Below are 26,611 nucleotides of genomic sequence, written 5' to 3' on the forward strand. Positions count from 1 at the left end.
TCGAAGAAAACACACAAAGTGCAGATCAGATGCTATATCCAACTAACGGCAAGTATTTGGCACGATTGACTACGACCAAGTAGGACGGAGCCGGATTAACTAGGATTGAGTGATTTACGTCACCTCATCTGGTGTGAATGCTTGGATATGACGCGCGATGCACGGTCATCCAGCGGCTGTACGGCAAACTGATCTCGGCCGTGAATGCTGCCGAGTTTCGTTGCGTGGCAACGATTGGCATATCGCGGCAAGGCGCATAGGTTTCGCTTCCGCCCGTAGAGGCTGTACGTTACCGCTTCCGCCAATACGGGCGCATTTGCCAGGAGATGCAGAATCTATTGAGACACATCGGATCTCGCCGCAGAGTTCCAGCGGGACATCGCGGGATCTTCAAGTCAACCCATGCCGATTCCGCCGTCCACATTGAGTTACCAATGTGCACGCCAAATGATAGCCGCAGGTCACGGGGTGACAGTGCCGTGTGACCTGCGGCTATTTGCCATCTATTTGTCAAGATTCCGACTGACGTGCATCAGGAGGTGTACCGCGCTGGTGGTGGCCTTACCTTCGGGCCGAGTGGACGTGTATCAGTCGCCGTCGCAGTCTTCAGGATGCGCGATTCGTAATCGCTTGTCCCAGGCAAACCCGAGTGCTCCGCTGGCAGCCCCGCCGAATAGCGCGATCAACCCAACAACCCATACCGTTGGCCCGGCCAACGTCGGGCTCACGAAGAGAGTGATCCCAATGATGACAATCCATTGCGGGATAGAGATGACCGCCAACATCTTCACTCGGCGGTACTTCCCCGAGACGATTCGGGCCTGCCAGGACAGCGACGGCCTGCCTGCTCGCACCGTTTGGCCGATGCGGCCCAGCAAACTAGTCGAGTAGCGTAGACCTTTGCACAACCGTGTGATTGGACGTGCCTGCTCGCACTCCTGGATGTGGTAAAGCTCCGGTACCCACTCCTCATCGTGGATGGGCACACGCATATCTTCGGGAAGTTGACGCCGCGCGAGCCGTAGCACCGCAAACGGTACTTGGTCCAACCAACCTTCAACTTCCTTGCCGACCAGGCTCGACACCACCTTGGTCAGCGCCAGGGCGATGAATGCGCCGATCACCCCTAGGATCCCGAGAGCAGCATTCACGCAACGCCCCCTGCGAGCCCGCGCCGGTAGATGGCATGACGCGTGGGTGGGCGCAGTCGAGCGCTGAGCTTCTCGAGCTCGCGGCTCGCCGACACCGCGCCTTCGGGTGTCAGCTTGTAGTACTTCCGTGCGGGTCGGCCCTCCTTGCTCGGGTCAATCTCTTCGTGCTGTCCGACGATCCAGCCGGCGCGCTCGAGGCGGATCAGGATTGGATACAGCGATCCGCTAGAGATCTTGCAGCGTTCCATCAGCTCGAACCCGTACTGGCGCTCGCTGGGGTCTTCTAGGAACTCACGTAGGACGCTAGCGACGGTAGTCGTCATGCGGAACTCAGTCATGACGAAATTCTACATAGCCCTCAGGCGCTATACTACATAGGGTTTGAACTGCATAAATGACTACCCAGTACGTCTGGACGGTACCCGTATCGATCATGGAGACGTCTGACCGATAACGGACCGACAGAGCCGTAGATGATTGATTGCGCTGTTCGTCGGTAGGGCTACGACATCGGCATTGGCGCGGATAGGGCCTTGCGCACGCGCGGGTCGGGATCCGCCGCGAGTGTGGCGCGAATCGGTTCGGGAAGCAGATTTTGTCGGCTGGCCAGACGAGCCCGGACGTTCGGTGCGTCGTCCGCGGCGAGGGCGGCGGCTATCTCGGGTGTGAGGTCGGCGATGGTGGTCGCGGCGGCCCGTATGTGGGCGTCCCGGTCGCACAGCAGGGCATACAGTGCACCGGTCGGTGCTTCCTTGATTTTGGCCAGATCCAGTAGCGCGATGGCCGCCGAGCTGCGTCTGTCGGTGTCGGATCCGGCTAGCCACTTCATTGCGGTGGCGGCGATCTCGGCAATGAGCGTAGCGTCGGGTTCGATTAGATCGGTATCGCTTCGTGCCGCGCAGTACGCCTTTGTGGTGGCGGTAAGAGCGCGGGAAGTGAGATTTTTCTCCTCGAGGCTCATCCGCATCGAACTCAGAGGGCGATCGGAACGCATGATTGTGCGATCAACGGCCGAATGGCGAGGATCGGCCCGGATCGCGTTCAGCCGGTGCGCGATGTCAGCGAGTTGCCCAGGTGCGAGGTGCGGGTAAAGTCGTTGCAGCGCTTGCACTGTGCGTCCGCGGGCGTTTCCTCCTTCGTGGCGATCCTCGGCGATGGTCAGGAGCTTTTCGGCGATGGCGGCGGCCAAGCGACGGGGTTCGGCGCTGGCGTCTGCCAGGACTTGTTCTTCGTCTGGCACTTCGAACTCTGCTGTACCAGCCGCTTCGCCGGATCCGGGGTCATCGGACCGCGCACCGGGACCTGCGATGTAGGCCGCGAAAATGACGCCTCCGGCTGGCCGCGCTACGGCAGGCTCCAGATATCGGGTCGGTATCTCTACCAGGTCCCCTGTTTCGTGGTTCAGCAGCGCAAGCAGCAGCGACACCGTCTCGCCCTCGGTCGTGCGTGTCACCGCGCGGCCCGGCTCGGCCGGGGGCTGCCGCAGCAGTGCAGCGCACGCCTGCCGGGCGACGAGTTGGATAAGCGGGGAAGGTACGGCCCAGGCAACAAGAACGGCCACAGCGCTGCGGCGGCCTCTGTCCGCCTGAGATTTCACCAGTGGTAGCAGCTCAGCGCGGCTGTCGGCCGGAATGACCTCGATACCGTCCCACAACTCGTCCGGTGGCGTGTCGAGGTTCATCATTCTGCCAAGAGCGGCGGCGATGTCCGACCGCCGTGGTACCACCGCATACAGCAGCTCAATGAGCAAGGCTGCCACGTCGGCATTGCCATCACGGTTGTTGTCGAGCCCGGGTTCAGCGATCGCGAGAATAGGATCGACGGCAGACTCCGGAAGACGGAAACCGAAGCGGGCCAGTGCCTTCAATGCCTCCCATTCAGGGCAGGCACCGACGCGGGAGAAGTTCTCCCGAAACGACGATGCCGTCTTGAGCAGTGCTTGCACGAGTCCAGGAACCGAATCATCGGGGCAGGAAGCGGCATGTTCACCGATCACGCAGGCCGCTGCGGCGGCCTGCCGACGGTCTGGCAATGCGAGGTACCGAAGGACATCGACGGGCCCGGTGGTCGCGGCCGTTCGTTGTGCTTCGTCGCTGGCACCCGCGGAAATGTAATGCAACAGAGCGGCTTTCGCCTGGTCTGCGGCAACCAGGATGTCGCCGAAGAGCCGCACTGCTTGGCGATGGAGCTCAAGGTGACCGGCCAGTCGGCATGCACGGATATGGATGCGTGCATCGCCGAACGCACCGGGCAGTCGTCCTTGGTGCGCGTATTCAAGCGCCGCCTGGTACGGATTGAAATTTCCAGCGCGCAGAAGCTGCTCGCGATTGGGGAGCGCCTTCAGTACCTCGGTGACCGACTGATCGATCCGGTGCCGATCGAAGTTGCAGCTTGAGATGCTCGTGATCGCCCCGCGGGCGTCACCGTAATAGCCTTCCTCGCAGGTGGTGAGGATCGAGTTCTCCCACCATTTCACGGCCTTCTCCAGCGCGCCCCGGCTCGCGTAGGCGTAGGCCGCCCGAGAGGTGACCAGTCCGCGGGCATGAAGGAGCCGTCCGGCAAGCGCGGCGTCCAGCAATTCCTGATATGCGCTGTCCACTTCGTCGATTGTCGAAGACAGCTGCAACGATGCGTCGGCGATCGCACAGCCCAGCCGCGCCCGCAGGACCCGGTCTGCCGGGGTCAGGCCACGGGCAAGGTCGACAAGTTCGTTCAACAGGGGCGTGATGGCGGCATCCGACTGGGGCGGGACGATCGTCGATTGCGGCGGGTCGAAATCGAACAGCCCGTCGATGAGTGCATTCTCGAGAGTCATACAGCACAGCTCGGCGATGTCAGGATCTGCGCCGTCGCGGAGCGCGACCAGATCCTCAACGATCGCAGGAGCCGACCCTTGTCTGCTCCAATCACACATGGCCGACAGCAGCCGAGCTTTCGCCGATCGCTGCTGGTCTCCCGTCGCCTCACTCCACACGGTCGTGCTATTGCTGGGGAAATGCGGGTTGCCGAGCCATTCAATCGTGGTGCTACCTGCCCGTAGCGCCTCCAGGGTGAGCTCGGCAAGTACCTCGAACGCCGACGAATGATCCCCGGCAGTCGACAGCGCCTTTGCCTCGAATCCGCGGATTCGGGCGGAGTGGCCCGGGAAACCGCCTCCGTCGAGTGCATCCGCAACGGCCTTGTACAAACGGGCAGCACTCGCGGGGTCCGTATGTGTTGACTCGTGAGCATCAGCCAGCATCGAGGCGACATTCAGGACTTCCGCAGGCGGTTCGACGAATCCGAAAGCGGGTGGTGTCAGCAGTTGCTCCGGAGTCGGATCGAAGCCGCACCACACCTTTGCCCACGACGGCCCGAAGATCGCATAGACGGTCCGGGGATGATCGCGTAGCAGCCGCGAGATCGTCTCCGCTCCCCAAACGTCGATCTCCAGGTCCCCGTCGTACTCACCTTGCAGCGCTGACTGTTCATCGAGATTGCTTGTGTCAGAATCGAACTCGGCCGCGACGACAAGGACGAATCTCTTCGCATCGAACTTCCGGGGCTCAGGATCGCTGCCCGGGCGCCGCGGCGCGCCAGCATATTCCTCGACTGCGTTCCGGATATCCTGCGGCCGTAGCGTCTGAAAGCGTTTCACCTGGTACAGAACGGGCCGCTCCGCCCCGTCCTGCTCCACAATATCCAGGCCATACTGTTTCTGGCCGCGTCGTCCGTAGAAATGGACCGACCGGCTCTGCCGGGTGACAAATTCCGACACGAGCCGCTCCAGTACCTCGGGATCGAGCTCCGCTAACGGCAAAGTCGCAGGATTCTGTATCGGCACCGAAAGCGCAGAGGTCTGAATCGCTCGGAACACCTCATACAGCTGAAGCTGAACGAGATCTCGTCCCTCCGTAGACACGCTACCGTCCACACTCTCGCCGCTGTTCCCCATGTGGCGCCACCGTACACGAGCGCCCGGACCCACTGGAACCGCAAGCGCGGCACCGCTGCTCACCGTGGGTGAACCACCGGCCGGGGCCCGCCAGCAGCATCATTTCGATTTCGATGAGCGATGGAGGTCTGCGGTTCGGTCCTCGCGGCAGGGGCTTGGACTGGGCGATGAACACGACGCCGCAGCACAAGATCTCCGGCAGAGTCCTCGTTCAATCCAGCACTGAGCAAGGACTTGCTGTACTCGGCAGTGCCCGACATTGCCTGACGGAATCTAAGCAATAGGCCACGCAGACTGCGCGCTCAGAACTGTTCGGCCATCGAGCTTAAGTATGGATACGCCACGTCATAGCCCGGTTCTACTGCACCCTAAACCCACCTCGTTACCCCAGTTGACTTGCTGTTATATCATTCGGATACTGTCATCATCTGAAGTTAGAAACTGGTCTTTCCTACATCACGCGTCGCGCGGTTGTGTGCAGCAGCACACGGGGAAGTGGCCGGAGTTGTAGATCAGGTAGGAAATCGGAAGGTCAGGTCGGCGTTGGACGAGATCCGCTTACAGCGCATTCTGCACAGCATTCCCCTGACGGCGCCCTGGACGGTCGCGGAGTTCACGACGTACCTGTCGGCCCGTCTCGGCAAGCGGCTCGTGCTGGACCCGTGGCGCGTGCATGTGCCGTCGGTCTCGCGCTGCGGCGCGTTGTGGGTTACCGAGCGTGAGCTGGTGGTCAAGTACGACCCGGCGCGTTCGCCGCGCGGCCAGCGCCAGGAGATCATGCACGAGATGGGGCACGTGCTGCTCGAGCACCGGGGCGATGACTCCTTCGAGGTCACCGATTCGCTCCTGGCAGAGGGCCTGGACCCACGACGGGTGCGCGAAATCATGCACCGCCGGCATTTCGACTCCACCGCGGAGCAGGAAGCCGAATGGCTTGGCACGCACTTGGCGGGCCTGAGCCGGGGCCGACCGGAGGACCTCAACGGCGCGAGCCACCGAGCAGCCTCGCTGATCGAATTGATGTGGCGATGAGCCCCAGCCCTCTGCTGGTGGCCGAAGCGACCTCGGGTCTACCAGAGCCACTGCTCGCCGCCCTGCTGACATGGATCGCGGTTGCACTGCTGCTGCGCATCACCGTGCTGGTCGAGCGCGTACGCCTCGAATGGGCAGTCGCGGTGCTGATCGGGTCGTACTGGTTCACCGCGCTGCTACGGGACCAGGCGGTCCAATCGGTCCTGACCCGGTGGACAACGCTGGCGGACGTGCGCCTGGCCACCCATGCCGCCGCGCTCGTCGGGGCGGGCGCGATCTTGTGGATCGGCCTGCTCTGGCGCGCTCGGCAACCAGTGCGAGCAGCGATGCTCGCGCTGATCTGGGCGGGTGTGGTGCTGGCCGTCGCGGCGCTGGCCTGGATCTCCGCCCCCGCACGGGCCGCTGACATCGCAGTCGAAGAACTGTCCGGCTGGCGACCCGGGGTCTACCTGACCATTTACTCGCTGCCGACCGCACTGGCGGAAATCCCGGTCCTGATCACCGCCGTGAGCCTGCTATGGCACTGGCGGCAAAGCCGCTCCCGAGCGGCGTTCGGCGCGATCGTCATCATCTGCATCGCGTTCTCCCAGGTCGACGCCTGGACCCGGCTGGTAACCGGGTGGCTGATCACCACCGGCGTGCACCGCCTGACCACCGACCGCGCACACAGCAACGATCTGCTGTTCCTGATCCCGATCGCAATGCTCATGCTGCTAGCGGTGCCCTCGATCATCACCTCACTCGCGATCAGGACCCACCGAGACCCCGCCTCCCGCAATTCCCGGATATTGCGGCCCATGTGGGAGGACATGATGCGCGCACGACCGGAGATGCGTCTCAACGCCCTCACATGGACCACACTGCCGCAGGTCACCGAGCACCGCATGCGCGTAGAGATCGAGGACACCATGATCTCGGCCGCCCCGTATCTGACCGGCCTTGGACCGGCCCCCATCCCCGCACAGGTATGCGACGCCCTCCGCGCCGCCCTGACCGGCGGCGCAGTCGAGCACGACGATCAGAACGCCGCCGCCCCGCCCTGGATCGGCGATGAGACCTTCGTCCTCGATATCGCCCAGGAATGGAACCGAACCCGCACCGACAACGGTCAACCGTCGGCTCTCGAAGAAGCTGATTCGCCCGGCCATCCCCGAAAGGCAACCCTATGACGACAACGACCACACCCGCAGTCGCGCAGAGTATTCCGCATCCGCCCAGGCGGATTCCGATCCTGGGCGACGTGCTCGGCATTGACAGCCGCCGCCCGAATCAGAAGACGCTGTGGCAGTTCACCCAGCTCGGCCCGCTGTACCGGCGCACGTTCATCGGCGGGGTACACCTGACGTTCGCGGGCTCATCGGCCTTGATGCGCGAGGTTATCGACGAGAAGACCTGGCAGCGGCACTTCGCCCGACCCTACGAGAAGCTCCGCGCTGTCGGCGGCAATGGCCTGTTCACCGCGCCCAACGACTCCGACGAATGGAAACGCGGCCACGACATCCTCATTCAGGGATTCGTGCCTGCGGCGATGGCGGACTACCACGACACCATGCTGAACGTCGTGGACCTGACGTCCCAGTGGCTCGGACAGACCCGGACCGTCACTGACACCGCAGCCATGATGGGCGACACAGCCCTCGAGGTCATCGGACAGGCTGGGTTCGGACACTCGGTCGGCGCGTTCACCGAACACGATGCGGCGCACCGGGCACCGTTCGCCGACGCACTGACGCGCGTATTCTCCTACGCCCAAGAATCGGCAATCCCTGTGGTGGGCAAGCTGATCGGCGGTAAGCGTGCTCGCCAGCACACCAAAGACATCGAACTCATGAAATCAACCGTGCTGGATGTCATCGAATCCCGACGGCGCACCGGCCAGCGATACCCGGACCTGCTGGACCGGATGATGCACCCCCAGAGCGGCACACCACTACCGGACGACAACCTTGTCGATCAAGTTCTCACGCTGTTCATCGCCGGACACGAGACCACAGGCAATCTGCTCGCCTTCACCGCGCACTTCCTGGCACGCAATCCGGAGCTGGCAGCGAGGGTCCGCGCCGAAGCCGGCGCGGTGACCACAGACGGGCGCATCGCGTACGAGGACGTCGCCACGTTGAAGGTCACCGAGGCAGTGATCTCCGAAACACTGCGCCTGTGGCCCACCGCACCCGGTTTTTTCCGGGCCGCGCGAGAAGACACCACGCTCGGCGGCTACCCCATCGCCGCGGGGGAGTGGGTGTTCGTGCTGCTCCTGGCGGTACATCGCGACCCCGCCGTCTGGGGTCGCGATGCCGAGGAGTTCCGGCCGGACCGGTGGCTCCAGGAAGGGTTCCGGGCCGCTCCCTGGATGTACCGGCCCTTCGGCACCGGCCCGCGCTCGTGTATCGGTCAGGCATTCGCCTTGCACGAGGCAAAGCTCATCATCGCCTCGCTGGTACGCGACTACGAGCTGGCCAGCACCGCAGAACTGGACGTTGAAGAGAACCTGACACTGCGACCATCCAACCTCGAAGTCACCTTCCACCGCATCCCCTGACACACCCCCCCCGGCGATCCCAACCGGGGCTGCACGGCTCTGTCTGTCAGCTTCGGTGACAGCGAACCTGAGTTGCTTCCAGAAAGACAGGCAAGATCGAAGAAAGGTCGACCATGGACGAAATCCCGAGCGCAACTGTCGGACCCGACGCCATTATCACTGTCATCTGGAAGGGGCCTCAGATCGACCAGACGCTCAGGATCCCGCGGCCGAACGGGCATCCTCCGCTTGAATTCCGGCCGTATCAAAGGGCTAGAACTCTCATCGTCGAGCCAGGTCAAGCGCCTGATCAGTACAAGCGGTTCAAGGACTACTTGGTCCGATACGAGGGGCAAGAGGTCTCGGTGATTGAGTTGATGCGCAGATTCAGGGAATACTGGGCCGTGACCGTCTGGCCCGATGATTAGAGGATGTAGCGCGTTGATCGAGGGGCTCGATCGGGGGCGATAAATTCTCGATCCAGTTCCATTCCAGCACAGTCGATTACACCTGAACAGATGCCGCAGCTGCGTTACCCGGTGCGCGTCGGCAGCGCACGCAGATCGCTGATCAGCTCTCTCATTTTGTCCCGAGTCATCGCGCGCGCGGCGACGTGCCGGATCCCTCGGTCTCGGGCCAAGGTCCACAGCTGTAGTCGCAGGTCAATGTCGACATCCTCGTCGCCGTTGGCCAGCAGGTAACCGACATCCGTTACGCCGCACAGCGCGCACAGTGCAGTTGCCAAGTCGCGGGGGATTTCGATTGTCGATCCGTCACGCAGGGCCGAGATCTCGGCGGGTGTGATGGTGCGTCTGAGCTGGGTGGTGAGTTCGGTGGCGATCTCCTCGTCAACGAGTGCAGGTTCACCCCAACGGTGCGCGAATTCGATCATGCGGCCGATCTTTTCGGCCAACGGCAATGGCATGGCTTCCCTCACTCACTCGTTCGATGCGACGCTGCGAACATGCGCTGCACCCGCACCCATCGCTGCGCGAAGCGTTCTTCCTGCTCGGAATCGGACTCGGGGAGTCGGCCCAGCAACCAGCGCAAATACATCAGCTCCTCCTGGTCTTGGACCGTCGGCGCTTCAGGGGTACGCCGCATGTAATGACCAAGCAGCATTTCGATGGTTGCCGAACTCAGCGTGCCCTCATACCTCTGGCGCTCGATGTCCGCGATAGTCCAGGCCCGCAAGATACGGTCCGCAACCGTGTCCATCTCGGTCACCAGCGTTGCCAGCCGCTCGTCTCCGGCGGCGGCCTCGGTAACCGCCTCGGCCAGCTTGACCGTCTTCTGAATCAGGTCGGGGGGAAACGGAACGTACAACACAGTGGGTACTGGCTGCGCGGAGGTAGTGGCTTTGACTGGAGGGCGGCGACTGGTGAACGCCTTCTCGGCCGAACCGTCCTCCCACTGCAACACCTTGTCCAGCCTGGTGAAGGTGCTCTTGTGGATTCGTCCGGCCAGCCCGTTTTCGATCTTGCTCACCGTTAGTGGGTTCAACCCGACGGCTGAGTGAATCGCTTGCTTGGTCAAGTCCAGCTCATCACGCCGTGCGTGTGCCACCTGGCCCAAGTACTCGGGGTGTGTAGTCATCGCCTCGACTCTGTGCAGGGGAACGCATGCGGAACGGCCGCTACGTCCACGTTCTGGCTGATAGTACCTGATACTTCTACGCATCTTCTACCAGCTCATCCGTTAGTGATCTTGCTCATGTCCAGTGTGGCAAGCCAATTCTATCTGTAGTTTCTACCTATAGTAAGCAGTGAATCTATTGAAACTAAGTGTAAAACTATGTACAGTTCCCGTCGTGGGACGTCGCGCGCGTCATACGAGGCACGACACGACTCGCGGAGTGGGTTCGACAGGCGCGACACGGGGTTCGGCCTGGGGCGCGTCCAAGGCTTTGACGCCTGACACCGGGTCGTGCTCGACCGGGCAACTCTCTACGGAGTGCGAGATGAGGAAGTGGATTATGGAACGTTCAGGGGAAGTGTGGCTGACCAGCCAGGAACTGGCGGACCGTCTCAAGATCAAAGTCTGCACACTCGACAAATGGGCCTGCAATGGGATCGGTCCCCACTTCATCAAGGCTGGCAGAGTGCGCCGCTACCCCGTCGGCGACGTCCTCGTTATCGACCCTGTCGAGGAAGCTTGGTTGACCAGCGAGGAGTTGGCGAACCGTCTCAAGATCAAAGTTGTCACGCTTAACAAATGGGCCTGCGCCGGATTCGGCCCCCGCTTCATCAAAAGCAACAGGATCCGTCGATACCCCCTCAGCGACATCGCCGAATGGGAACAGGCCCTTCTCGCCGAAGCGCTACTCCGTCGCCAAAGCCCATGGGACGACCTGTTGCCGCAGCAGCTTTCGGATCTACAGTCCGTCGCGGACCGACTGGCTGAGGCGTTGATGAATATCGCAAACCCCTCCTTGCGCGGGTCGGTGGCCTCATGATCGCCCCCAACTTCACACCGTGCGAGCGAGGTCAATAGGGGCATTGGCGATAAACGATGATTCGAGATAATGAGAGGTCTGCTGAAATGTCAAATGGGAGAGGTCTTCTCACCCGAGAACAGGCCGCCGAGTATCTACAAGTGCCCAGCAAGACGCTTGCGCGCTGGGCGACAGAAAGGGTTGGACCCCGGTACCTGAGGGTTGGCAAGCATGCCCGTTATCGATTGGTGGACCTGGACACATGGCTGGACGCGCATTATGCCGACGAAGAGGATGCCGCATAGTTCTTGGCTAAATGAGGACTTCCTCAAATCCGCCGGATTTGAGGAAGTCCTCATTTACGTAAACCCGAAAGTGATTGCCATCACCGGAATTTGCTGATCATGGACCCACTCGAACTGATATTCTCGGATCGGCCGTTCGGCCAGCCTAGATAGGACTACCTTGTCGAATCCCTCCCTGGAACCAGGAACAACTGGCCGACTCCAGATCCGGAAGTTGCCTGACGGACGCGTCGAAGCGCGCCTATGGTGCCGCAACACTTTGGGCAACTACTACAAGCCTAAACGGAAGGGCAAGAATGACCGCGAGGCCGAGCGGCTCGTGCGCAAGGCTGCCTCCGACTGGATGGGTACAAAACGGGGGAGCGATACGGTCAAGCCGACAACCCGGCTGTCCAAGCTCGCGGACATCTGGCTGGCGGAGGAGAGACTGCGCGGCAAGCTCGCGAAGAGCAGCCTCGATCTCTACGAACGGCAGCTGGATCACAGTAAAGACAAGCGAACCCGTTCTGACGCAATCAAGATCAAGCCGACCATCGGTAAACTCACTGTGCGGGAATCAGATACGGCCCGCATGAACGAATATATGGTCAAGCTGATGGAGGCGGGCCACACCTCCAAAGCCGCTCAGCACTGGGCCATCCTGTCCGGGATGTTCGATGTTGCCCGTCGGCATGGTGCCATCGACATCAACCCGATGGACGGCACGCTGAAACCCGATCGCAAGGACGAGGAACCTGAAGCGCTCGAACACGATGTGTTCGATGCGTTCATGAAACAGGTGGCCGCCTGGTGCCGCGGTGAGGCGGTTCCGGGTACTCCAGGCTGGCGCTCCGGTCCGAAACGTGACGAACGTATCTACTGGGTGGTCCAGCTGTTCCTGGAAACGGGGGTGCGCCCTGGCGAGTTGCTGGGCTTCCGGATCGCCGATGCCGAGCTTGATCACGAAGTACCGGGGATCTGGGTCCGGGGCAAGCTGGTGGATATGGGCAAAGGTAAGGGGTGGCGCTGGCAGCAGGGGACCAAGACCGGTTCGAAGGGGGTCCGGCGACTGGGCTTGGCTCCCAAGGGGGTGGAGGCTGTCCGGAAGCTTCTGGCATACAAGATCAAGAGCGATGACGATCTGATCATCCCTTCACCCCGGGGCAAAGGCTGGAACCCGAACAACTTCAACGAAGTATGGCGTGCGGTGCGGGGTGACAACTTCAAGGACATCACCCCAACGCAGATCCGGCACAGGGTCGGCACCGACGTTCGCCAGGCGCTGGGCATCAAGGAAGCGGCGGCCCAGCTCGGCAACTCCGAGGTCGTCGCAGCGAAGCACTACGCGGCCCGCAATCGTGTCGTAGACAACAGGGAGGCCCTGTCGCGTCGTAGCGCGTAGCTACCCGTCCTGACCTGTTGGTTCGCGTCCATGATGGACCCATCATGGACCTTTTTGGCCAGCAAACGAACAGTGCCTCTGACCTGGGGAACTTTAACTCCCTGGTCAGAGGCACTCTTTGAGGCTCCCCCATCTGGACTCGAACCAGAAACCTGCCGATTAACAGTCGGCTGCTCTGCCAATTGAGCTATAGGGGATTGCTCCGGCTCATCCTTCCGGGCGGGCCGTGGAGAAACTTTAGCGTATCGGTGTGTGCCTACCCAAATCGCGGCTTGACCTGGGATTTACCGATGGGGTTCGGCGGTGGGGTGGGCCGCCCAGGACGGGAGTCCGGGATATCTGTACTGGTGTTATCCACTTCACAATTGGCCGGTTCGCTATTCGGGATTCGACTTCGAAGACGCAGGTGATCGATCGTCCTCGGTTATACGGCGGCTGGCGGGTTACCGGCGAACCCATGCCTGGGCGGTATCGGCGAGATTCCACCACGCGACAGACCGGGGGTCTTCGGATTCCAGTGTCCAATCGGCCGACAGGGCGTCGAAGAACGCGTCGTCGGCGGTCTTGCCGCCCTTCGGCTCGCCGATGTAGATCAGGCGGTCGCCTTCGAATTCGGCCAGAGCGGTGGAGGCCATGGGATCTTCCCAGCCCGGTGGCCAGCACAGGAACAGGACATCGTCCGCCGAGGTGGTGTACGCGGTGTGGTCGTCGACGGGGTGCCACACGTCGCGCCGGCCGGCGGCGCTGGGAAACGAGAGGTTCGTGGTGGCGTCGGGGGGCTGGGAGTCGTACGCCTCGATCCGCACGCCGGCGCGGGCCAGCTGCGCGGCCCAGTAGCCGCGTCCCGCGCCGATCTCGACCACGCGGTGACCGGCGCAGCGGTCGGCGATCCAGGCGATGGTGTCGGGGGCCGGGACGGCATAGGCGAATGTGGTTTGCAGGATGGTCTGCGCGAAGCCGAGCCGGGCGCTGCCTCGGGACCGGCCGCCGTCTACCCGGCGGCGGCCCTGCACGGCCGAAACCGAGGGCGCGACGATATCCCAGTACGGATTGGCCGACTCGTCGCTGGTCAGGTAGTGCACGAAGCGCAGGTCGAACGCCGCGTCGGCGCGGTCGTCGCCGGTCCCGGGCAGTATCGGGGCGGCGTCCAGGTACTCGGCCACCGACGGGTACTCGGCCTTCAGACGCTGCGCGTCGTCGAGCAACGCGGCGAGTTGCTCCCGCCGCCCGGCCGTGAGAATGAGATCAACCACGCATTCGATTGTCGCGCAGCGTGATCTGTGGAATCACCGAAACGGCGAGGGTCAGCTCTGCGGTGAGTAGGGCTGTTGCCCAGGGGTGCCTGGCTGTGCCGGGTAGCCGGGGTACTGCGGCCCGTAGCCGGGCTGTTGGAAAGCGCCTGCTTGACCCGGGTAATTCTGGTTCTGCGGGTATTCCTGGTTCTGGGGGTAGCCGGGTGCGGCGGGATATCCGGGCTGGTTCTGCGGATATCCCGGGTTCATCGGCGGCGCTGCGAATGCGTTGTAGCCCTGTTGGTTCGGATAACCGGGCGCCTGCACCGGATCGTAGGGGCCGGGCTGGTAGCCCACTGAGTTGATATTGATGGTTCCGGACTGTCGCCTGGACCGCAGATAGACCCGCACTCCGATGGCCGCGGCGAGAACGACCAGCACACCGATCAGGCCGAAGGCGTAGGAGGCGGCGTGGATCAGGACCCGAATCAGCAGAAACAGGACCACGAAGCCGAGGAAGGCCCCGATGCGGACGAGGACGCTGCGGTTGTTGGATCTCATGGAATCCCCCGAGTGACGGTGTGTTTCGGTAAACGTACCCAAACCACGGCCGGAGGTAAATCGGTATTCTCACTACCGGGCGGCCTGCGCTGCGCGGCCGATCCCGTCATACTGGTAACAGTTCGGCCACCATTGGGGTTGGGTAGGGCTGAGGCGGTGCGGATCGGGAACTCTTGACCCACTCGACCAGCATTTTCACCGCGCGAGGGGGACAACAGGAGGTCCGATAATGAACAAGCTCACCTGCGGCGACTGCTGGCGCCGCGATCACTTGACCTTCACCCAACGTCTGGACCCGGCCTACAACCGCCGCAGTCCACGGTATCTGTGCTCGGACCATCGCGAGCAACGCGAGGAGATGGGCCTGTATGCCGGTGACCCTCGACAGGGGGATCGCGCGGCCTGAACCCGGCCGGTACGCGTGCGCGCCGCGCACGATTATGAGGTTGCTGAGAACACGGCAATCCCCATGGCAGCCACCGTATGTCGTGACTAGAGTCGCGAATTGCGCTGTCCGAGATGCGGACAGGGGAAGGTTGTCATGGGTCTGTTCGATCTGTTCGATCACGATGGCGCGCGGGACGCCCACGACCGGGTGTACCAGGGTGAGCCGCACGAGGCCAGTTGGACCCATGAACTGGTCGCGGGCGCCGCGGGTTTCGCGGCGATGCGGATGTTCGAGAAGCATGAGGAGCGGGAGGGAAAGGTCGAGCACCACGAGATGGCCAAGGAGTTGCTCGCCGGTTTCGCCGCGGCCGAGGGCGACAAGCTGTTCGAGACCAAGGGATTGAACTGGCTCGATCGCGAGCGCTTCGACAACCATGCACGCGAGCAGGCGTACTCGCTGTACGACCAGCGCTGACGCTGCCCCCAGCGAACGTATTCCGCAGGCCCGGGGCGCGAGTCCCGGGCCTGCGGCATGCTGTGATCCGATCATCCGGGACTGGCGCGGCGTGGCGCGCGGATGGTTCGATCGACTCATGACCGACAGCAGCGAGGCCCCAGGTACACCCCGGATCGTGAGCGCGAATCGTGAGATCGCGGCGGGCGCCGCCGAGATCTTCGAGTTGATCGCCGATCCCGCGCAGCAGCCGCGCTGGGACGGCAACGCCAACCTGGCCCAGGCCGCCGACGGCCAGCGGGTCCACAGCATCGGCGAGGCGTTCCTGATGGAGAACACCTCGGGCGGTATCCGCGAGAACCATGTGGTGGAGTTCGAAGAGGGACGGCGCATCGCCTGGCTGCCCGCACCGCAGGAGCAGAAGCCGCCGGGGCACCTGTGGCGCTGGGAACTCGAACCTGTGGCCGACGATCGCACGCGGGTGACCCACACCTACGACTGGACCGACCTGAACGACGAATCCCGCATGCAGCGGGCACGGGAGACCACCGCCGACAAACTCCGCGCCTCGCTCGACCGGCTGGCCGAACTCGCGGAAACGCGCTGAACGCCAACGTATGGCGGGTGAGTCGAGTAACAGAGGCCGAGCACTCCACAGGTGAATCCGAACTCGCGCAACGTGTCCGGATTCACACAGGGAGTGCTCGGTCCTCGAGCCCGCGTGTCAGCCTATGGCGGCATTCATGATCGTGCCCGCGCTGGTGGCTATGATTCCGCCGATCATGGCTCCCGCCACCATCTTCGGCGACTGGGACACGCCGCCACCGGCCCACTTCTCCCACGCGAAATGGCCACCGGCGTAGACGATCGCGAGGATGCCGGACAGGATCACGAACCAGGTGAAATATCGCACCAGCGTTAACAGCTTGTCCGCCACGGGCGGCGTTTGGGGTGTGGGGTTGCCGAGCTGCGCGAGGACGGCGTCGTGCGCGAGGACGGCGTCGTGCAGGGCCACGAGAATCATGGCGAACTCTTTTCGCTGTTCGTAATCTTGCTGAGCATCTGTCACGAGAATGGTAGTCGCAGAGGATGATTGACTGCTAGTTAACCGAATTACCTGACATGACAACGATGTTGCTCCTGGACCGGTTGGTTCGGTCCGTCGGTCGCCGGAATCCCTGGGCAGCGGCGTATTGCCGGGTGGTGTTTGGTTGACTGGGGGCATGGGCGAGCGGTTTGTGAAGATCTGCGGGTTGCGGACCGAGCGGGACGTGGAGACGGCCGTGGCGGCCGGGGCCGATGCCATCGGATTCGTGTTGGCGGCGAACAGCCCGCGAACGGTGGACGCGCAGACCGCCCACGGGCTCGCCGAGCTGGTGCCCGAACATGTGCTGACGGTGGGGGTCTTCCGCGGCCAGTCGGTGGCGCGAGTGCTCGAACTGACCGAGCGCAGCGGTATCCGCGCTGTTCAGCTGCACGGCGACGAGGGCCCCGATTACTACCGCGGGCTGCGGAGCCCGGGCCGCACCCTCATCCGCGCCGTCGCAGCCGGTCGGACCCCGCCCCACCTCGGTGAATACGGCGAGGACCTGCTGTTGCTGGACGCACCGGAACCGGGCTCGGGCAAACCCTGGAACTGGGCATCGCCCGATTTCGTCACCCCGCGGGGCCGCTGGCTACTCGCCGGCGGCCTGCACCCGGGCAATGTCCGCGCGGCACTCGAGGCGACCGGCGCCTGGGGCGTGGACGTGTCCAGCGGAGTCGAGAGCGAGCGGGGCGTCAAATCCCCCGACTTGATCCGCGCCTTCCTCGCCGCGGCGCGAGGCGGCAGGCCTACGGAATAGCCGGCGAGCCGCCGGGAGCGACCGGAAGTCCGGCCGCCTTCCATGCGCGGAAGCCGCCGATCAGGTCGGTGGCGTGGTGCAGGCCCAGGTCGTGGGCATCGGCGGCGGCCAGGCTCGAGGCGTAGCCCTCGTTGCAGACCAGTACCACCGGGGTGTCGGCGGTGAGGCCGGGCAGGCGGTGCTCGCCGGTCGGGTCCAAGCGCCATTCCAGCACGATGCGCTCCACGATCACCGCGCCGGGAATCTCACCCTCGGCCAGCCGGTTCGCGTGTGGACGAAGGTCGACGACAAGGGCGCCCTCGTGCTGCAGTGTTGCCGCCCGTTCGGGTTCGACCCGCTGCAATCGTGCCCTGGCCCGGGTGAGCATCTCCTCGGCGCTGATGAGTCCACGGTCCTTTCCGGTCTCGGGTGCGCGATTCGCGGGCGCGGGGTTTCCCAGGTCCGGGCGCACGGTTCGGGGCGTACTGTACTCGCGGGCCGACGCGGCCGGTTGTGGGAACCGGCCGCGTCGGGCGGCTTACGCCTAGTGGTCCACGCCCGTGAAATCGGCGAGTGTGCGGTACTCGCGCACCGGCCGCAGGGGCGGGGAGTACGCGTGTACCGAGGCCGCCGGCGCGGCGCCCATGTTGTGGAGTTGGTGGGCACGGCCGGGGCCGAATGCGACGGTGTCCCCGGCTCGCCACTGCGCCGCGCGGACCGGGCCGTCGGAGTGCCGGTACTGTTCGTTCAGCTCGCCGAGGGTCACGGTGAAGGCCCCCGACGCCCCACCGTGATCGTGCGGCTCCGTGCCCTGTCCGGGGGCCCACGACAGCAGCCACAGCTCGACGCCCATCGTCAGCGCGAGGCGGGCCCACCAGCGCTGCCCGGCCTCGAACCGCACGATATCGCTCAATCGCGTCGCTAATTCGGACGCCACCACGTCAGTGAGGTCGTGTAGCTCGGCCGGGGACCACAGCATGCGATCCTCGCGCACGGCCTGGTGTAATAACGGCACATCGACGCCCGGATGAATGTCCTTGGCGTGCTTGAGCTTCACCGGTAGCGACGTCGTCAAATCCTGCCTCCCATGGTCGTGCGGGCAACCAGGGGCGGGTCCCCGGTGCACCGGCCGAGCAGAATTATGCGCCGATAACCCTGCCATGCCATCGGCCAAGATCAGCGTGAATAAAACCAGGGCGCGTCGCCCCAGCCCTGGGAACCATCCCGCCCTCGCACGGTGATCATCATGGGGCGGCCGACTCCGTCCGGCGCGTGACCAGCGCGATGAGTGCCCCGACGAAGCACAGTGCGCAGATGATCGACCACAGCACCATGAAGGCGTGTTCGCTGGGCTGCCCGGTGTGGTGCGGCCCGGCGTGGGGGAGCAGGTAGCTGCTCAGGATCGAGGCCGCCACCGCGGAACCCAGTGCGCCGCCGATGGTTCGGAAGTTCATACACAGGCCCATCGCGATGCCCAGGCGGGCTGCGGGCGCGGCCTCGGCGACCATGATCGGGACGCCGGCCAGGGCCACGCCGCCGCCGAATCCGGCGATCAGATAGAAGATCACGAACAGCCCCAGCGCGGTATGCCACCCGAGGACCAGCAGGTAGCCCAGGCCGACCAGGACGAACCCGATGGCCGTCGCGATACGGTAGCCGCCGACCAGTGCGGCGAATCGTCCGGCCACGATCGTGCCGGCCACCGCGGCTACCACGAGCGGGATACTCAGCGCCGCGATGCCGATCGCCTGCAGGCCGAATCCGTACCCGGTGACGTGCCGGTCCGCGGACAGGAATGTGGAGCCCGCCGCCTGGTTGCCGAAGTAGAACACGCCATAGATGAACGAGCACAACAGAATCGGCAGCATGCGACGGCTCAGCACCACGCGGGGGTCGACCAGCGGATCGGCGATCCGTCGCTCCATCAGCACCCACCCGGCCAGCACCGCGAGCGCGGCGATCAGCGGAATCAGCACCCTGGCCGAGCCCCAACTATGGTGTTCCCCTTGGGATATGGCGAACAGCAACAGCGCCATCGCCAGCGCCAGGCCCGCCGCGCCGAGCCAATCGACCCGACCGGTCTCCTGCGGACGGGACTCCGGAAACAACGGGATGTACGACAGCGGTACGCACAGCACTGCCAGCGCGGCGGGGACCGCCAGCACCCAGTGCACCGATTCCAGCGGTTTTGCCAACCCGCCCACGAGGATCGCGCCCACCAGAATGCCCGCGGGCAGGGTGCCCGAGGCCCAGGCGACCACGCTGCGGGCCCGTCCGGGCGGAAGCAGATCCCAGCACAGCGCGATGATCAGCGCGACGATGGCCGGTTCCGCTCCCTGTAGCACACGCCCGAGCAGCATCAACGGCAGATTCGGCGCCACCGCGATCAGTACCGATCCGACCGCGACGAATGCGATGGCCACCCGCAGCAGGCGGCGGTGCCCGTACAGATCCCCGAGCTTCCCGAATACCGGAACGCTGATGGCGGCGGCGAGCAGTTCCACCGACACGATCCAATTCAGGTCCGCCGCACCGATATTCAGCGCGGTGCGGATATTCGGCAGCAGCGGCGTGATCTCACCCTGCATGATCCCGTTGACGAACTCGAAGACCAGCAGCAGCACGATGACGCCCGTTGCCGGGAGGACGGATGTTCGCGAGCCGTCTTCACGGGCGGGCACGACAGACATGTGACCATGGTGCCGGTCATCGGTCACTATGGCATTCGGGGGATTACGGGCGGCGGGCGATCCAGACGAGGCGTTCGTCGCGGATGGCGAGGTTTGCCAGGGCGGTGGGGTCGGTGGCCAGGAGTGCGTCGAGGGCGGTGCGGTCGGCGGGGGCCAGGCGGTCGGCCAGACCTTCGCGCATACGGCTCAGGGTGGCGACGGCGAGGCGGACGGCGGCGTCGGACAGCGGGGGATCGACCGCGATGGTGAAGCGGTGTTCGGCCCGGATCTCGAAGCCCGCCTTGGTGATCAGGGTCGCCCAATCGGAGCCGAGGTGGGGCACGTGCGCGGCGGTCTCGTCGCCCAGGGCGGTGTGCATGCGGTCCTCGACCTCGCCGAGTTCGCCGGACAGGAAGCGGGGCATGTCGGTCAGCTCCGCCAGTGCGAACAGCCCGCCGGGGCGCAGGGCGTCGTGGATATCGCGCAGCACGCGCTGCGGGTCGGCGGTGTGGTGCAGGGAGTTGGAGGCCCATACGAGGTCGAGGTTGTGCAGGTCGGGCCAGCCCTCGTCCAGGTCGGTCCGCCGGGTGTGCACGCGTTCGGCGACGCCGCGGGCCTCGGCCTTCGCCGACAGGTGTTCGAGCATGGTCGCGGACATGTCCAGGGCCGTCACCTCGGCATCGGGGAAGCGCTGCGTGAGGGCCAGGGTGCCGGTGCCGGTCCCGCTGCCCATATCCGCGATCCGGCGGATCGGGCCGTCGGCATGGAGCTGGATCAGGGCGGTGACCTGGGGAAGGTGGTCGGGCAACGCCTCGGCGTCGAGGTCGAGGAGTTCGGCCAGGGCTGATTCGTCGTCGCCGAGGGCGCCGTGGTGGTGGGCGCTGTCCTGATGGGTGCTGTGCTGATGGTGGTCGCCGTGGCTCATGGGTCCGACGCTACCCGCCCTTGCTCAGAAAGCATATAATCTTGCCTATGACGCAAGACGGAGATCTCGACGGCGTGGTCCGCAAGCGGATCAGGGGCCTGCGGTTGGCGCGCGGGTGGTCCCTGGACGATCTGGCGGCCCGCTGCTATCTGAGCCCGTCCACGCTCAGCCGCATCGAGACCGGTCACCGCCGCATCGCCCTGGACCAGCTCGCGCCCATCGCCCGCGCGCTGGGCACCACACTCGATCAGCTGGTCGAATCGGTCACCGACGAGGATGTGGTGATCCGTCCGCAGCGCGATACCTCGCGCGGGGTCACTACCTGGTTGCTCACCCGCGATTCGGGCCCGCGTGGCGTCACCGTGGCCAAGATGCGGATGACCAGACCGCCAGGCGGTGAGCAGCGGGTGCATCCGGGGAGGGACTGGTTCACGGTCTTGTCGGGCGTGGTCGAATTATGGTTGGGTGATCGACGAATTCGCGTCGAGACCGGGCAGGCTGCCGAGTTCTCGTGCATGATTCCGCACGCCTTCGGCGCCCTGGAGGCCCCGGCCGAGATGCTGTGTATATTCGATCATGAGGGTCAGCGCACGCATTTACATCCGGATCGAGTCGATGATTAGCCGCTCGACATCCGGGTAACCAAGAGTTGGCTGACCCTCGGATTTTGCGCACCGAAATCCCCGTGCGGCCCAGCCGCACCACCGGCATCGCTTATCGATTACTCGCAGCACCGTAGCTGAGGAGGTCATATCGTGAGTAGCTCGCCCTTTTCGCACGTGCGCGCCGAGGTGCGGGGATGACCGCTGCCGCGTCGCAGACATTCGCCGCGGGGCCTCCGATCGAGATGGGTGGACAGCCGACGATCACGCTGGTCGAGGCGAAGACCTTCTGCCTGTCCGATCCGCTGGGTGATATTCAGCCGGGTTCCGCGCAGGGGCTGTTCTATCGCGATGCGCGGGTGATCTCGCGGTGGGAGCTGCGGGTGGAGGGGCAGCACATGGAACGGCTCAGCGCGTCGACCCCGGAGGCATTCACGGCGCGGTTCGTGCTGCGTGTGCCGCCGCGGCAGGGCGTGGCCGACAGCACCCTGCTGGTGGTGCGCGACCGGGTGCTCGGCGAGGGGCTGAGCGAGACGATCACGGTCCACAACCTCGGCCACGAGGACACCGCGCTGGGGCTGACGTTGCACGCGGAGGCCGATTTCGCCGACCTGTTCGCGGTCAAGTCCGGGCTCGGTCATGGTGGCGGCGGCGAGGTCACCGCGAGCGGAGCGGAACTGCGCTTCACCGACCACGCCGATCCTGGTCGCGGCATAATCGTCAGTGCCACAGGCGATCCCGTGGCCCTGCGCGGCGCGCTGAGCTGGCGGATAGTGGTACCCGCGCACGATCACTGGTCCACTCAGGTGCGCGCCCAGCCGGTCGCCGGGCATCGGCGCGCGTCGGCGGTCCGCGATGATCGCGATCCCGGTGGCCGGATGACGGCGTGGCGTGCTACCGCGACCTCTCTGACCTGTACCGATCCCGGAATGACGCATATCCTGCGGAATACCGAGAACGATCTGGGCGCATTGCGCATCGATGAGGGCGATGGCAGGTCCGCGTACGTCGCCGCCGGCGCGCCCTGGTTCATGACGCTGTTCGGCCGCGACAGCCTGCTCACCTCGTGGATGGCACTGCCGCTGGATTCCACGCTGGGTCTGGGCACGCTGCGGCAATTGGCGAAACTCCAAGGCAAGACGGTGAATCCGATCACCGAGGAGGAGCCGGGACGGATCATGCACGAGATGCGCCGCGGCACCGCAGGTGAGCTCGGCGGCTGCGTGCACTATGGATCCGTCGACGCCACACCGCTTTTCGTCATGCTGCTGGCCGAATGCCGGCGCTGGGGCGCCGACGAGTCCGCGGTGCGCGCGCTCGTTCCGGCCGCCGACGCCGCGCTGGACTGGATCGACCACTTCGGCGACGGTGACAGAGACGGTTTCGTGGAGTACCGCCGCAAAACCGATCGGGGACCGCTCAATCAGGGCTGGAAGGACAGTACGGAGGCGATCACCGACGCGCTCGGGCGAGTCGCCGAGCCGCCCATCGCGCTGTGCGAGGTACAGGGCTACGTTTATGCCGCGTGGCTCGCGCGCGCAGAGCTGGCCGTGGCATGCGGCGATCTGCACACCGCCGACCGGGCGACGCGCAAGGCGCGTCAGCTGAAACAGCGCTTCGACCAAGCCTTTTGGCTGCCCGACCAGGGCCGGTACGCGCTCGCGCTGGATCACCGCAAACGCCCCGTGGACGGGTTGACGAGCAATATCGGCCACTGCCTGTGGACCGGCATCGTGCCGGACGAGCGCGCCGCACAGGTGATCGAACATCTCGCGGATCCGCAGTTGGACAGCGGATTCGGGTTGCGCACCCAGTCCTCGCGGATGGTCGGTTACAACCCGATGAGTTATCACAACGGGTCGGTCTGGCCGCACGACACCGCTCTGGCGGTGGCCGGGCTGATGCGGTATCAGCATGTGCCGGGCGCTCGTGAGTTGGCCGAACGCCTGGCCGAGGGGCTGATCGACGCGGCGCTGCATTTTCAGGGGCGACTGCCGGAGTTGTTCTGTGGCTTTCCCCGTGAGCGTTTCGGCTCGCCGGTGCCCTATCTCACCGCGTGTTCCCCGTCGGCGTGGGCCAGTGCCGCGCCGCTGATGCTGATCCGGTCGTTCCTGGACCTGTCCCCGGACGTCCCCAGCCGGATGCTGCACCTGGACCCGCACCTACCCCAGCGCTGGGGTCGATTGCGGCTGAACGACCTGCGCTTGGGGCCGATCACCGTCACCGTAGAGGCCGAGGGTGACACGATGCGGGTCGAGGGCCTGCCCGCGAACTGGACGTTGAACGGGGAGCCTTCCGATGCCGCGGAATTGGATCCCGCGCGCATGAGCATCGCCATCGATCGGCGAGAGCCGGTGGATGCGCTGAGCGTCGGGTCCGATGGCAGCCACGGTACGAAGGGTGACTGAGCAACGCGCGTGGTGATCGAGCGGCAGGGTGCGGATATGCACTCGGGGCCCGTGATCCGCGGATCACGGACCCCGCCAGTGTGGACGTCGGGGTATCAGTCGACGGCTGGGATCGGCTCCGGGATGGATACGCCGAGAGTTTCCGCGGCTGTCCGCAATTCGTTCCAGACCTTCGGCGCCACCGGGATGCCCTGAGCGGCACGGGATTCGGGGGTGACGGCGCTGGATTCGCCAGGGCGGTGGATGTCGATGTCGGGGTGATGGCCAGCACCATGCCGAGCGGCTCACGCTGGCATCCGGCGTGGGTGCCGGGCCGGGCGTCGTGCAGCAGCGTGCCGTAGCCGTCGCGGGCGATGCCACGGTAGTAATCCAGGAAGTTCGCGGCCTCGCCGCCCTCGCCTCGCGCCTCGGCCAGGGTCTTGCCGTTCTCACCGACTACCACAGGAACGATGTCCTCGGCGCGTTCACGCAGCAGCGCGGCCGGAGTTACGCCGTAATCGCCCGATACGAGTGCGCGCCGGCCGATGCCGAGATAATCCGCGCGGCGCTACTGGCCATGCGTGAGCATACCCACGAACGCTATGTGGACAAGTCGGCTTTCGAGGCGCACAAAAGCTCGGAGCATTTCGTGGAACATATTGTCGAAACGGTATTTCCGTGCCTCACCGGCCGAACGGTGATGTTCGCCGGGGAACTGTAGGTCTACACCGTCCGCACGGCCACGGTGACGCCATCGGCGGCGGCGGTGGGTAGGTAATCGTCACTGGTGCGCAGATAGTCGAGCAGTTCCGGGCTGCGATCGGAATTGTCGACGACGATGAGCGCGGTGGGCGACAGATTCGGCTCGACCAGCTTCACGATCTCGAGATACATCTCCTTGGCGCCGTCCAGGAACAGGATGTCGACCTGGTCGGGCAGGTCGCGGGCGAGTGTTTCGCGCGCGTCGCCGTCGCGGATCTCCACCAGGTCGCCCAGGCCGGCCTCGGCGAGCGATGCGCGTGCGGCGGCGGCCTTGGTCGGCTCGTATTCGCTGCCGATCACCCGGCCGCCGCCGTTGTCGCGCAGGCCCGCGGCCAGGCACAGCGTGGAGACTCCGAAGGACGTACCGAATTCGACGATCGCGCGGGCTCGGCTGGTGCGGGTGAGGATGTACAGCAGCCTGCTGGTGTCGGGGCGTACCGCCATGTACAGATCCTTTGCGGCGGCGAAGAATTCGCGGGAGTTGTTGACGTCGGGCCGCTGCTCGGGGGCCGTGGCGTCCATGCGCTCGGAGAACTCGCGGTGGCTGCGCTCGGCATTCTCGTACAGCCGTGCCAGTACGTCGGCGGCCGGGGAGCTGGTGAACGTGTTCGTCATATCGGATCCTTGTCGTCCAGGTCGGCTGGGGACACGCGTGCCACCGGCCAACGATAGGCAGTCGCGGTACCGCGCGCCAGCGGCCGACGTGCGCGCGGCGAGCGCGGTGCGGAGCCGGGTGGATTCTCGGCAGTTCGTCTATGGAATGATGAGAGAATCTCGATGACGAAAGAATCTCGATGGCAAGAGAATTTCGTCGGCTGGAATTCGGGGTAGTGAGAAGTCGTCTCTCTGACGGCGAAAAATGGCCCGCATCCGACGCGATACGTCGCAAAGGTCCGCTTTGCATATGACCTGCATCACAGAAGGGTGTTCTGAGCAGCGCCTTCAATGTAGGTAATATTGGAGGCGGATAACTCTGATGGCAGATACGTCGCGGCATATCTTTTCGGCCCGGCTTTCGGAGTGAACAATCCGAAAGGAGTCGCATGAGCGAAATCATCTGGCCGGAACGATTTACCCCCGGCAGGACCGACTACTTCGTGTCCAACGAAATCATCGCGTCGGGCCTGAGTGCGGAGCGGGTATGGCCGTACCTGGCGAATGTCGCCGCGTGGCCGACCTACTACGACCGCGTCACCGACCTTGGTTTCCCCGACGACTGCCGCCAACTGCTACCGGGTCTGCGCTTCCGCTTCGGCATGTTCGGCTGGCCGCCGATGGAGGTGCAGGTGGCCGAGTACGAGATGCCGGTCTCCGGGCTGCCCGGCCGTCTGGCCTGGCGGGCGTGGCAGGACGGATGCCCCGAGGAGGCGCTGGATGTCTACCATGCCTGGCTGTTGGAGGACCTGCCCGGCGGACGGGTGCGCATCCTCACCCAGGTCTCTCAGATCGGCATCCCCGCAGCGGGATTCGCCCGCATGCGGCCCGATCCGCTGCTCCTGGGCAACCAGGAATGGCTGGACAATCTGGTCCGTATCGCAGCCGCGGAGATGGCGTGCGCCTGAGCTGGAGTTCGTTACCCGGCACATGCGGGCGATCGTCTCGACATGGATCAGCTTGTGGCGCTGGCTGTCCGGCATGATGCCGCACCGGCCCGCGATATCGGAGAAGCCGCGGCTGGGGCTCACCGCGATGTCGTCGATATCCTTCATGCCCGCGGCGACATCCATGCGGCTCATGATCTCGTCGACGTCCTCTAGCTCCGGTACTTCGGGGTCCACCACGCCCAGTGACACATCTTGGTCGGCGGGCACCGCGCGCAGCAGGTCCCCCCTCGGCGTCGAGGTGCCCGCGCAGTAGGGCAGGACCCACCGGTCCACCGGCAGTTCGGCGAAGGCCGTTCTGCGGCGGCCTTGTCGACAATCTTGACGGCCCGATGCGTCGGATTTAGGCCGATGCGAACGTCTTTCGGCCGGGAATCCAGGCCCACCGCCCGGCCGTCGATCGCGATCGCCTGCTCCAGGGGCAGCGCATCCGCGCCCGGGCGAACAGCCGCC

At 64.7% G+C, this 26,611-nt stretch carries 28 protein-coding genes, 1 tRNA gene and 1 pseudogene; 15 read left to right on the plus strand and 15 right to left on the minus strand.

The annotated features are described in order from the left end of the window. Window positions 1-587: 587 nt before the first annotated feature. The 3 genes from JZ791_RS23395 to JZ791_RS23405 form a co-directional block, all read right to left on the minus strand. Window positions 588-1,124, minus strand: a complete 537-nt coding sequence (locus JZ791_RS23395) for a hypothetical protein (RefSeq protein WP_216897347.1) — start codon at window positions 1,122-1,124, stop codon at window positions 588-590. A gap of 23 nt (window positions 1,125-1,147) precedes the next feature. After that, window positions 1,148-1,489, minus strand: coding sequence for a PadR family transcriptional regulator (locus JZ791_RS23400; protein WP_216897348.1), 342 nt, complete (start codon window positions 1,487-1,489; stop codon window positions 1,148-1,150). A 164-nt stretch (window positions 1,490-1,653) separates the two neighbouring features. Further along, window positions 1,654-5,085: a hypothetical protein gene (locus tag JZ791_RS23405; protein ID WP_216897349.1), complete on the minus strand. Its 3,432-nt coding sequence runs from the start codon at window positions 5,083-5,085 to the stop codon at window positions 1,654-1,656. A 543-nt stretch (window positions 5,086-5,628) separates the two neighbouring features. On the opposite strand from JZ791_RS23405, the gene JZ791_RS23410 reads away from it, so the two are divergent. The 4 genes from JZ791_RS23410 to JZ791_RS23425 all read left to right on the plus strand — a co-directional run bounded on the left by JZ791_RS23410 (window position 5,629) and on the right by JZ791_RS23425 (window position 9,063). Continuing rightward, complete coding sequence (locus JZ791_RS23410) at window positions 5,629-6,117, plus strand: ImmA/IrrE family metallo-endopeptidase (protein ID WP_216897350.1); 489 nt, start codon at window positions 5,629-5,631, stop codon at window positions 6,115-6,117. Then, entirely contained in the window at window positions 6,114-7,286 is a 1,173-nt protein-coding gene (locus JZ791_RS23415; protein ID WP_216897351.1) for a DUF6545 domain-containing protein, read from the plus strand. The genes JZ791_RS23410 and JZ791_RS23415 overlap by 4 nt, the downstream gene beginning before the upstream one ends. Next, complete coding sequence (locus JZ791_RS23420) at window positions 7,283-8,656, plus strand: cytochrome P450 (protein WP_216897352.1); 1,374 nt, start codon at window positions 7,283-7,285, stop codon at window positions 8,654-8,656. Before JZ791_RS23415 ends, JZ791_RS23420 begins: the two co-directional genes overlap by 4 nt. Window positions 8,657-8,769: 113 nt before the next feature. Further along, window positions 8,770-9,063: a hypothetical protein gene (locus JZ791_RS23425; RefSeq protein ID WP_216897353.1), complete on the plus strand. Its 294-nt coding sequence runs from the start codon at window positions 8,770-8,772 to the stop codon at window positions 9,061-9,063. 104 nt (window positions 9,064-9,167) lie between these two features. On the opposite strand, the gene JZ791_RS23430 is transcribed toward JZ791_RS23425, so the two are convergent. Continuing rightward, window positions 9,168-9,560: a hypothetical protein gene (locus JZ791_RS23430; protein ID WP_216897354.1), complete on the minus strand. Its 393-nt coding sequence runs from the start codon at window positions 9,558-9,560 to the stop codon at window positions 9,168-9,170. A gap of 8 nt (window positions 9,561-9,568) precedes the next feature. Further along, complete coding sequence (locus JZ791_RS23435; protein WP_216897355.1) at window positions 9,569-10,123, minus strand: hypothetical protein; 555 nt, start codon at window positions 10,121-10,123, stop codon at window positions 9,569-9,571. 472 nt (window positions 10,124-10,595) lie between these two features. Between JZ791_RS23435 and JZ791_RS45200 the strand changes: the two genes are divergently transcribed. From JZ791_RS45200 to JZ791_RS23450, 3 genes are all read left to right on the plus strand, one after another. Next, entirely contained in the window at window positions 10,596-11,090 is a 495-nt protein-coding gene (locus tag JZ791_RS45200) for a helix-turn-helix domain-containing protein (RefSeq protein WP_254206183.1), read from the plus strand. 86 nt (window positions 11,091-11,176) lie between these two features. Further along, window positions 11,177-11,374, plus strand: a complete 198-nt coding sequence (locus tag JZ791_RS23445; RefSeq protein WP_216897379.1) for a helix-turn-helix domain-containing protein — start codon at window positions 11,177-11,179, stop codon at window positions 11,372-11,374. 259 nt (window positions 11,375-11,633) lie between these two features. Then, window positions 11,634-12,755 (plus strand): site-specific integrase, encoded by a 1,122-nt coding sequence (locus JZ791_RS23450; RefSeq protein ID WP_216897356.1) that lies wholly within the window; start codon window positions 11,634-11,636, stop codon window positions 12,753-12,755. 124 nt (window positions 12,756-12,879) lie between these two features. Here the strand turns inward: JZ791_RS23450 and JZ791_RS23455 are convergent. The 3 genes from JZ791_RS23455 to JZ791_RS23465 form a co-directional block, all read right to left on the minus strand. After that, a tRNA-Asn gene (locus JZ791_RS23455) sits at window positions 12,880-12,952 on the minus strand. Between the two features lie 246 nt (window positions 12,953-13,198). Beyond that, complete coding sequence (locus JZ791_RS23460; RefSeq protein WP_216897357.1) at window positions 13,199-14,008, minus strand: hypothetical protein; 810 nt, start codon at window positions 14,006-14,008, stop codon at window positions 13,199-13,201. A gap of 51 nt (window positions 14,009-14,059) precedes the next feature. Beyond that, entirely contained in the window at window positions 14,060-14,548 is a 489-nt protein-coding gene (locus JZ791_RS23465; RefSeq protein ID WP_216897358.1) for a hypothetical protein, read from the minus strand. Between the two features lie 229 nt (window positions 14,549-14,777). Here JZ791_RS23465 and JZ791_RS23470 point away from each other — a divergent pair, with 229 nt between their 5' ends. The 3 genes from JZ791_RS23470 to JZ791_RS23480 all read left to right on the plus strand — a co-directional run bounded on the left by JZ791_RS23470 (window position 14,778) and on the right by JZ791_RS23480 (window position 15,996). After that, on the plus strand, window positions 14,778-14,954 hold the full coding sequence (locus JZ791_RS23470) for a hypothetical protein (protein WP_216897359.1): 177 nt from the start codon (window positions 14,778-14,780) through the stop codon (window positions 14,952-14,954). Between the two features lie 135 nt (window positions 14,955-15,089). Beyond that, a complete protein-coding gene (locus JZ791_RS23475; protein WP_216897360.1) occupies window positions 15,090-15,410 on the plus strand; it encodes a DUF3759 domain-containing protein in 321 nt (106 codons plus the stop codon). Window positions 15,411-15,528: 118 nt separating this feature from the next. After that, window positions 15,529-15,996 (plus strand): SRPBCC family protein, encoded by a 468-nt coding sequence (locus JZ791_RS23480; protein WP_216897361.1) that lies wholly within the window; start codon window positions 15,529-15,531, stop codon window positions 15,994-15,996. Window positions 15,997-16,113: 117 nt separating this feature from the next. Here JZ791_RS23480 and JZ791_RS23485 read toward each other — a convergent pair whose 3' ends face one another. Continuing rightward, window positions 16,114-16,413, minus strand: coding sequence for a hypothetical protein (locus JZ791_RS23485; protein ID WP_216897380.1), 300 nt, complete (start codon window positions 16,411-16,413; stop codon window positions 16,114-16,116). Between the two features lie 199 nt (window positions 16,414-16,612). Here JZ791_RS23485 and JZ791_RS23490 point away from each other — a divergent pair, with 199 nt between their 5' ends. After that, window positions 16,613-17,233: a phosphoribosylanthranilate isomerase gene (locus tag JZ791_RS23490; RefSeq protein ID WP_216897362.1), complete on the plus strand. Its 621-nt coding sequence runs from the start codon at window positions 16,613-16,615 to the stop codon at window positions 17,231-17,233. On the opposite strand, the gene JZ791_RS23495 is transcribed toward JZ791_RS23490, so the two are convergent. The 4 genes from JZ791_RS23495 to JZ791_RS23510 all read right to left on the minus strand — a co-directional run bounded on the left by JZ791_RS23495 (window position 17,223) and on the right by JZ791_RS23510 (window position 20,806). Continuing rightward, window positions 17,223-17,684 carry a rhodanese-like domain-containing protein gene (locus tag JZ791_RS23495; protein ID WP_308163052.1) on the minus strand — a complete coding sequence of 154 codons (462 nt, stop codon included), beginning with the start codon at window positions 17,682-17,684 and terminating at the stop codon, window positions 17,223-17,225. The two genes, JZ791_RS23490 and JZ791_RS23495, sit on opposite strands and share 11 nt — an antisense overlap. 72 nt (window positions 17,685-17,756) lie before the next feature. Further along, window positions 17,757-18,287: a cysteine dioxygenase gene (locus tag JZ791_RS23500; protein ID WP_216897363.1), complete on the minus strand. Its 531-nt coding sequence runs from the start codon at window positions 18,285-18,287 to the stop codon at window positions 17,757-17,759. 169 nt (window positions 18,288-18,456) lie between these two features. Next, the gene (locus JZ791_RS23505; RefSeq protein ID WP_216897364.1) at window positions 18,457-19,902 is read right to left on the minus strand and encodes an MFS transporter; all 1,446 of its coding nucleotides are present in this window, start codon (window positions 19,900-19,902) and stop codon (window positions 18,457-18,459) included. Window positions 19,903-19,945: 43 nt separating this feature from the next. Beyond that, window positions 19,946-20,806, minus strand: coding sequence for a class I SAM-dependent methyltransferase (locus tag JZ791_RS23510; protein WP_216897365.1), 861 nt, complete (start codon window positions 20,804-20,806; stop codon window positions 19,946-19,948). A 47-nt stretch (window positions 20,807-20,853) separates the two neighbouring features. On the opposite strand from JZ791_RS23510, the gene JZ791_RS23515 reads away from it, so the two are divergent. Then, window positions 20,854-21,429 carry a helix-turn-helix domain-containing protein gene (locus JZ791_RS23515; protein ID WP_216897366.1) on the plus strand — a complete coding sequence of 192 codons (576 nt, stop codon included), beginning with the start codon at window positions 20,854-20,856 and terminating at the stop codon, window positions 21,427-21,429. 176 nt (window positions 21,430-21,605) lie between these two features. Next, a complete protein-coding gene (locus JZ791_RS23520; RefSeq protein ID WP_216897367.1) occupies window positions 21,606-23,816 on the plus strand; it encodes an amylo-alpha-1,6-glucosidase in 2,211 nt (736 codons plus the stop codon). A 313-nt stretch (window positions 23,817-24,129) separates the two neighbouring features. On the opposite strand, the pseudogene JZ791_RS45205 reads toward JZ791_RS23520, so the two are convergent. After that, window positions 24,130-24,258: pseudogene (locus JZ791_RS45205) on the minus strand (hypothetical protein); the annotation flags it as partial. Between the two features lie 260 nt (window positions 24,259-24,518). Next, the gene (locus JZ791_RS23530; protein ID WP_216897368.1) at window positions 24,519-25,172 is read right to left on the minus strand and encodes an O-methyltransferase; all 654 of its coding nucleotides are present in this window, start codon (window positions 25,170-25,172) and stop codon (window positions 24,519-24,521) included. A 428-nt stretch (window positions 25,173-25,600) separates the two neighbouring features. Between JZ791_RS23530 and JZ791_RS23535 the strand changes: the two genes are divergently transcribed. Beyond that, window positions 25,601-26,119: an SRPBCC family protein gene (locus JZ791_RS23535; RefSeq protein ID WP_216897369.1), complete on the plus strand. Its 519-nt coding sequence runs from the start codon at window positions 25,601-25,603 to the stop codon at window positions 26,117-26,119. Between the two features lie 42 nt (window positions 26,120-26,161). Then, window positions 26,162-26,314: a hypothetical protein gene (locus JZ791_RS23540; protein ID WP_216897370.1), complete on the plus strand. Its 153-nt coding sequence runs from the start codon at window positions 26,162-26,164 to the stop codon at window positions 26,312-26,314. Window positions 26,315-26,611 lie beyond the last annotated feature (297 nt).

It is taken from the genome of Nocardia alni (assembly GCF_019038435.1).
Taxonomy (GTDB): domain Bacteria; phylum Actinomycetota; class Actinomycetes; order Mycobacteriales; family Mycobacteriaceae; genus Nocardia; species Nocardia alni.

Excerpts from the sequence above, each read along its gene's own strand:
- JZ791_RS23400 (WP_216897348.1), bottom strand. The coding sequence starts at position 1,489 with ATGACTGAGTTCCGCATGACGACTACCGTCGCTAGCGTCCTACGTGAG.
- JZ791_RS23405 (WP_216897349.1), bottom strand. The coding sequence starts at position 5,085 with ATGGGGAACAGCGGCGAGAGTGTGGACGGTAGCGTGTCTACGGAGGGA.
- JZ791_RS23415 (WP_216897351.1), top strand. The coding sequence starts at position 6,114 with ATGAGCCCCAGCCCTCTGCTGGTGGCCGAAGCGACCTCGGGTCTACCA.
- JZ791_RS23420 (WP_216897352.1), top strand. The coding sequence starts at position 7,283 with ATGACGACAACGACCACACCCGCAGTCGCGCAGAGTATTCCGCATCCG.
- JZ791_RS23425 (WP_216897353.1), top strand. The coding sequence starts at position 8,770 with ATGGACGAAATCCCGAGCGCAACTGTCGGACCCGACGCCATTATCACT.
- JZ791_RS23430 (WP_216897354.1), bottom strand. The coding sequence starts at position 9,560 with ATGCCATTGCCGTTGGCCGAAAAGATCGGCCGCATGATCGAATTCGCG.
- JZ791_RS45200 (WP_254206183.1), top strand. The coding sequence starts at position 10,596 with ATGAGGAAGTGGATTATGGAACGTTCAGGGGAAGTGTGGCTGACCAGC.
- JZ791_RS23445 (WP_216897379.1), top strand. The coding sequence starts at position 11,177 with ATGTCAAATGGGAGAGGTCTTCTCACCCGAGAACAGGCCGCCGAGTAT.
- JZ791_RS23465 (WP_216897358.1), bottom strand. The coding sequence starts at position 14,548 with ATGAGATCCAACAACCGCAGCGTCCTCGTCCGCATCGGGGCCTTCCTC.
- JZ791_RS23470 (WP_216897359.1), top strand. The coding sequence starts at position 14,778 with ATGAACAAGCTCACCTGCGGCGACTGCTGGCGCCGCGATCACTTGACC.
- JZ791_RS23475 (WP_216897360.1), top strand. The coding sequence starts at position 15,090 with ATGGGTCTGTTCGATCTGTTCGATCACGATGGCGCGCGGGACGCCCAC.
- JZ791_RS23480 (WP_216897361.1), top strand. The coding sequence starts at position 15,529 with ATGACCGACAGCAGCGAGGCCCCAGGTACACCCCGGATCGTGAGCGCG.
- JZ791_RS23485 (WP_216897380.1), bottom strand. The coding sequence starts at position 16,413 with ATGATTCTCGTGGCCCTGCACGACGCCGTCCTCGCGCACGACGCCGTC.
- JZ791_RS23490 (WP_216897362.1), top strand. The coding sequence starts at position 16,613 with ATGGGCGAGCGGTTTGTGAAGATCTGCGGGTTGCGGACCGAGCGGGAC.
- JZ791_RS23505 (WP_216897364.1), bottom strand. The coding sequence starts at position 19,902 with ATGTCTGTCGTGCCCGCCCGTGAAGACGGCTCGCGAACATCCGTCCTC.
- JZ791_RS23510 (WP_216897365.1), bottom strand. The coding sequence starts at position 20,806 with ATGAGCCACGGCGACCACCATCAGCACAGCACCCATCAGGACAGCGCC.
- JZ791_RS23515 (WP_216897366.1), top strand. The coding sequence starts at position 20,854 with ATGACGCAAGACGGAGATCTCGACGGCGTGGTCCGCAAGCGGATCAGG.
- JZ791_RS23520 (WP_216897367.1), top strand. The coding sequence starts at position 21,606 with ATGACCGCTGCCGCGTCGCAGACATTCGCCGCGGGGCCTCCGATCGAG.
- JZ791_RS23530 (WP_216897368.1), bottom strand. The coding sequence starts at position 25,172 with ATGACGAACACGTTCACCAGCTCCCCGGCCGCCGACGTACTGGCACGG.
- JZ791_RS23535 (WP_216897369.1), top strand. The coding sequence starts at position 25,601 with ATGAGCGAAATCATCTGGCCGGAACGATTTACCCCCGGCAGGACCGAC.
- JZ791_RS23540 (WP_216897370.1), top strand. The coding sequence starts at position 26,162 with ATGGATCAGCTTGTGGCGCTGGCTGTCCGGCATGATGCCGCACCGGCC.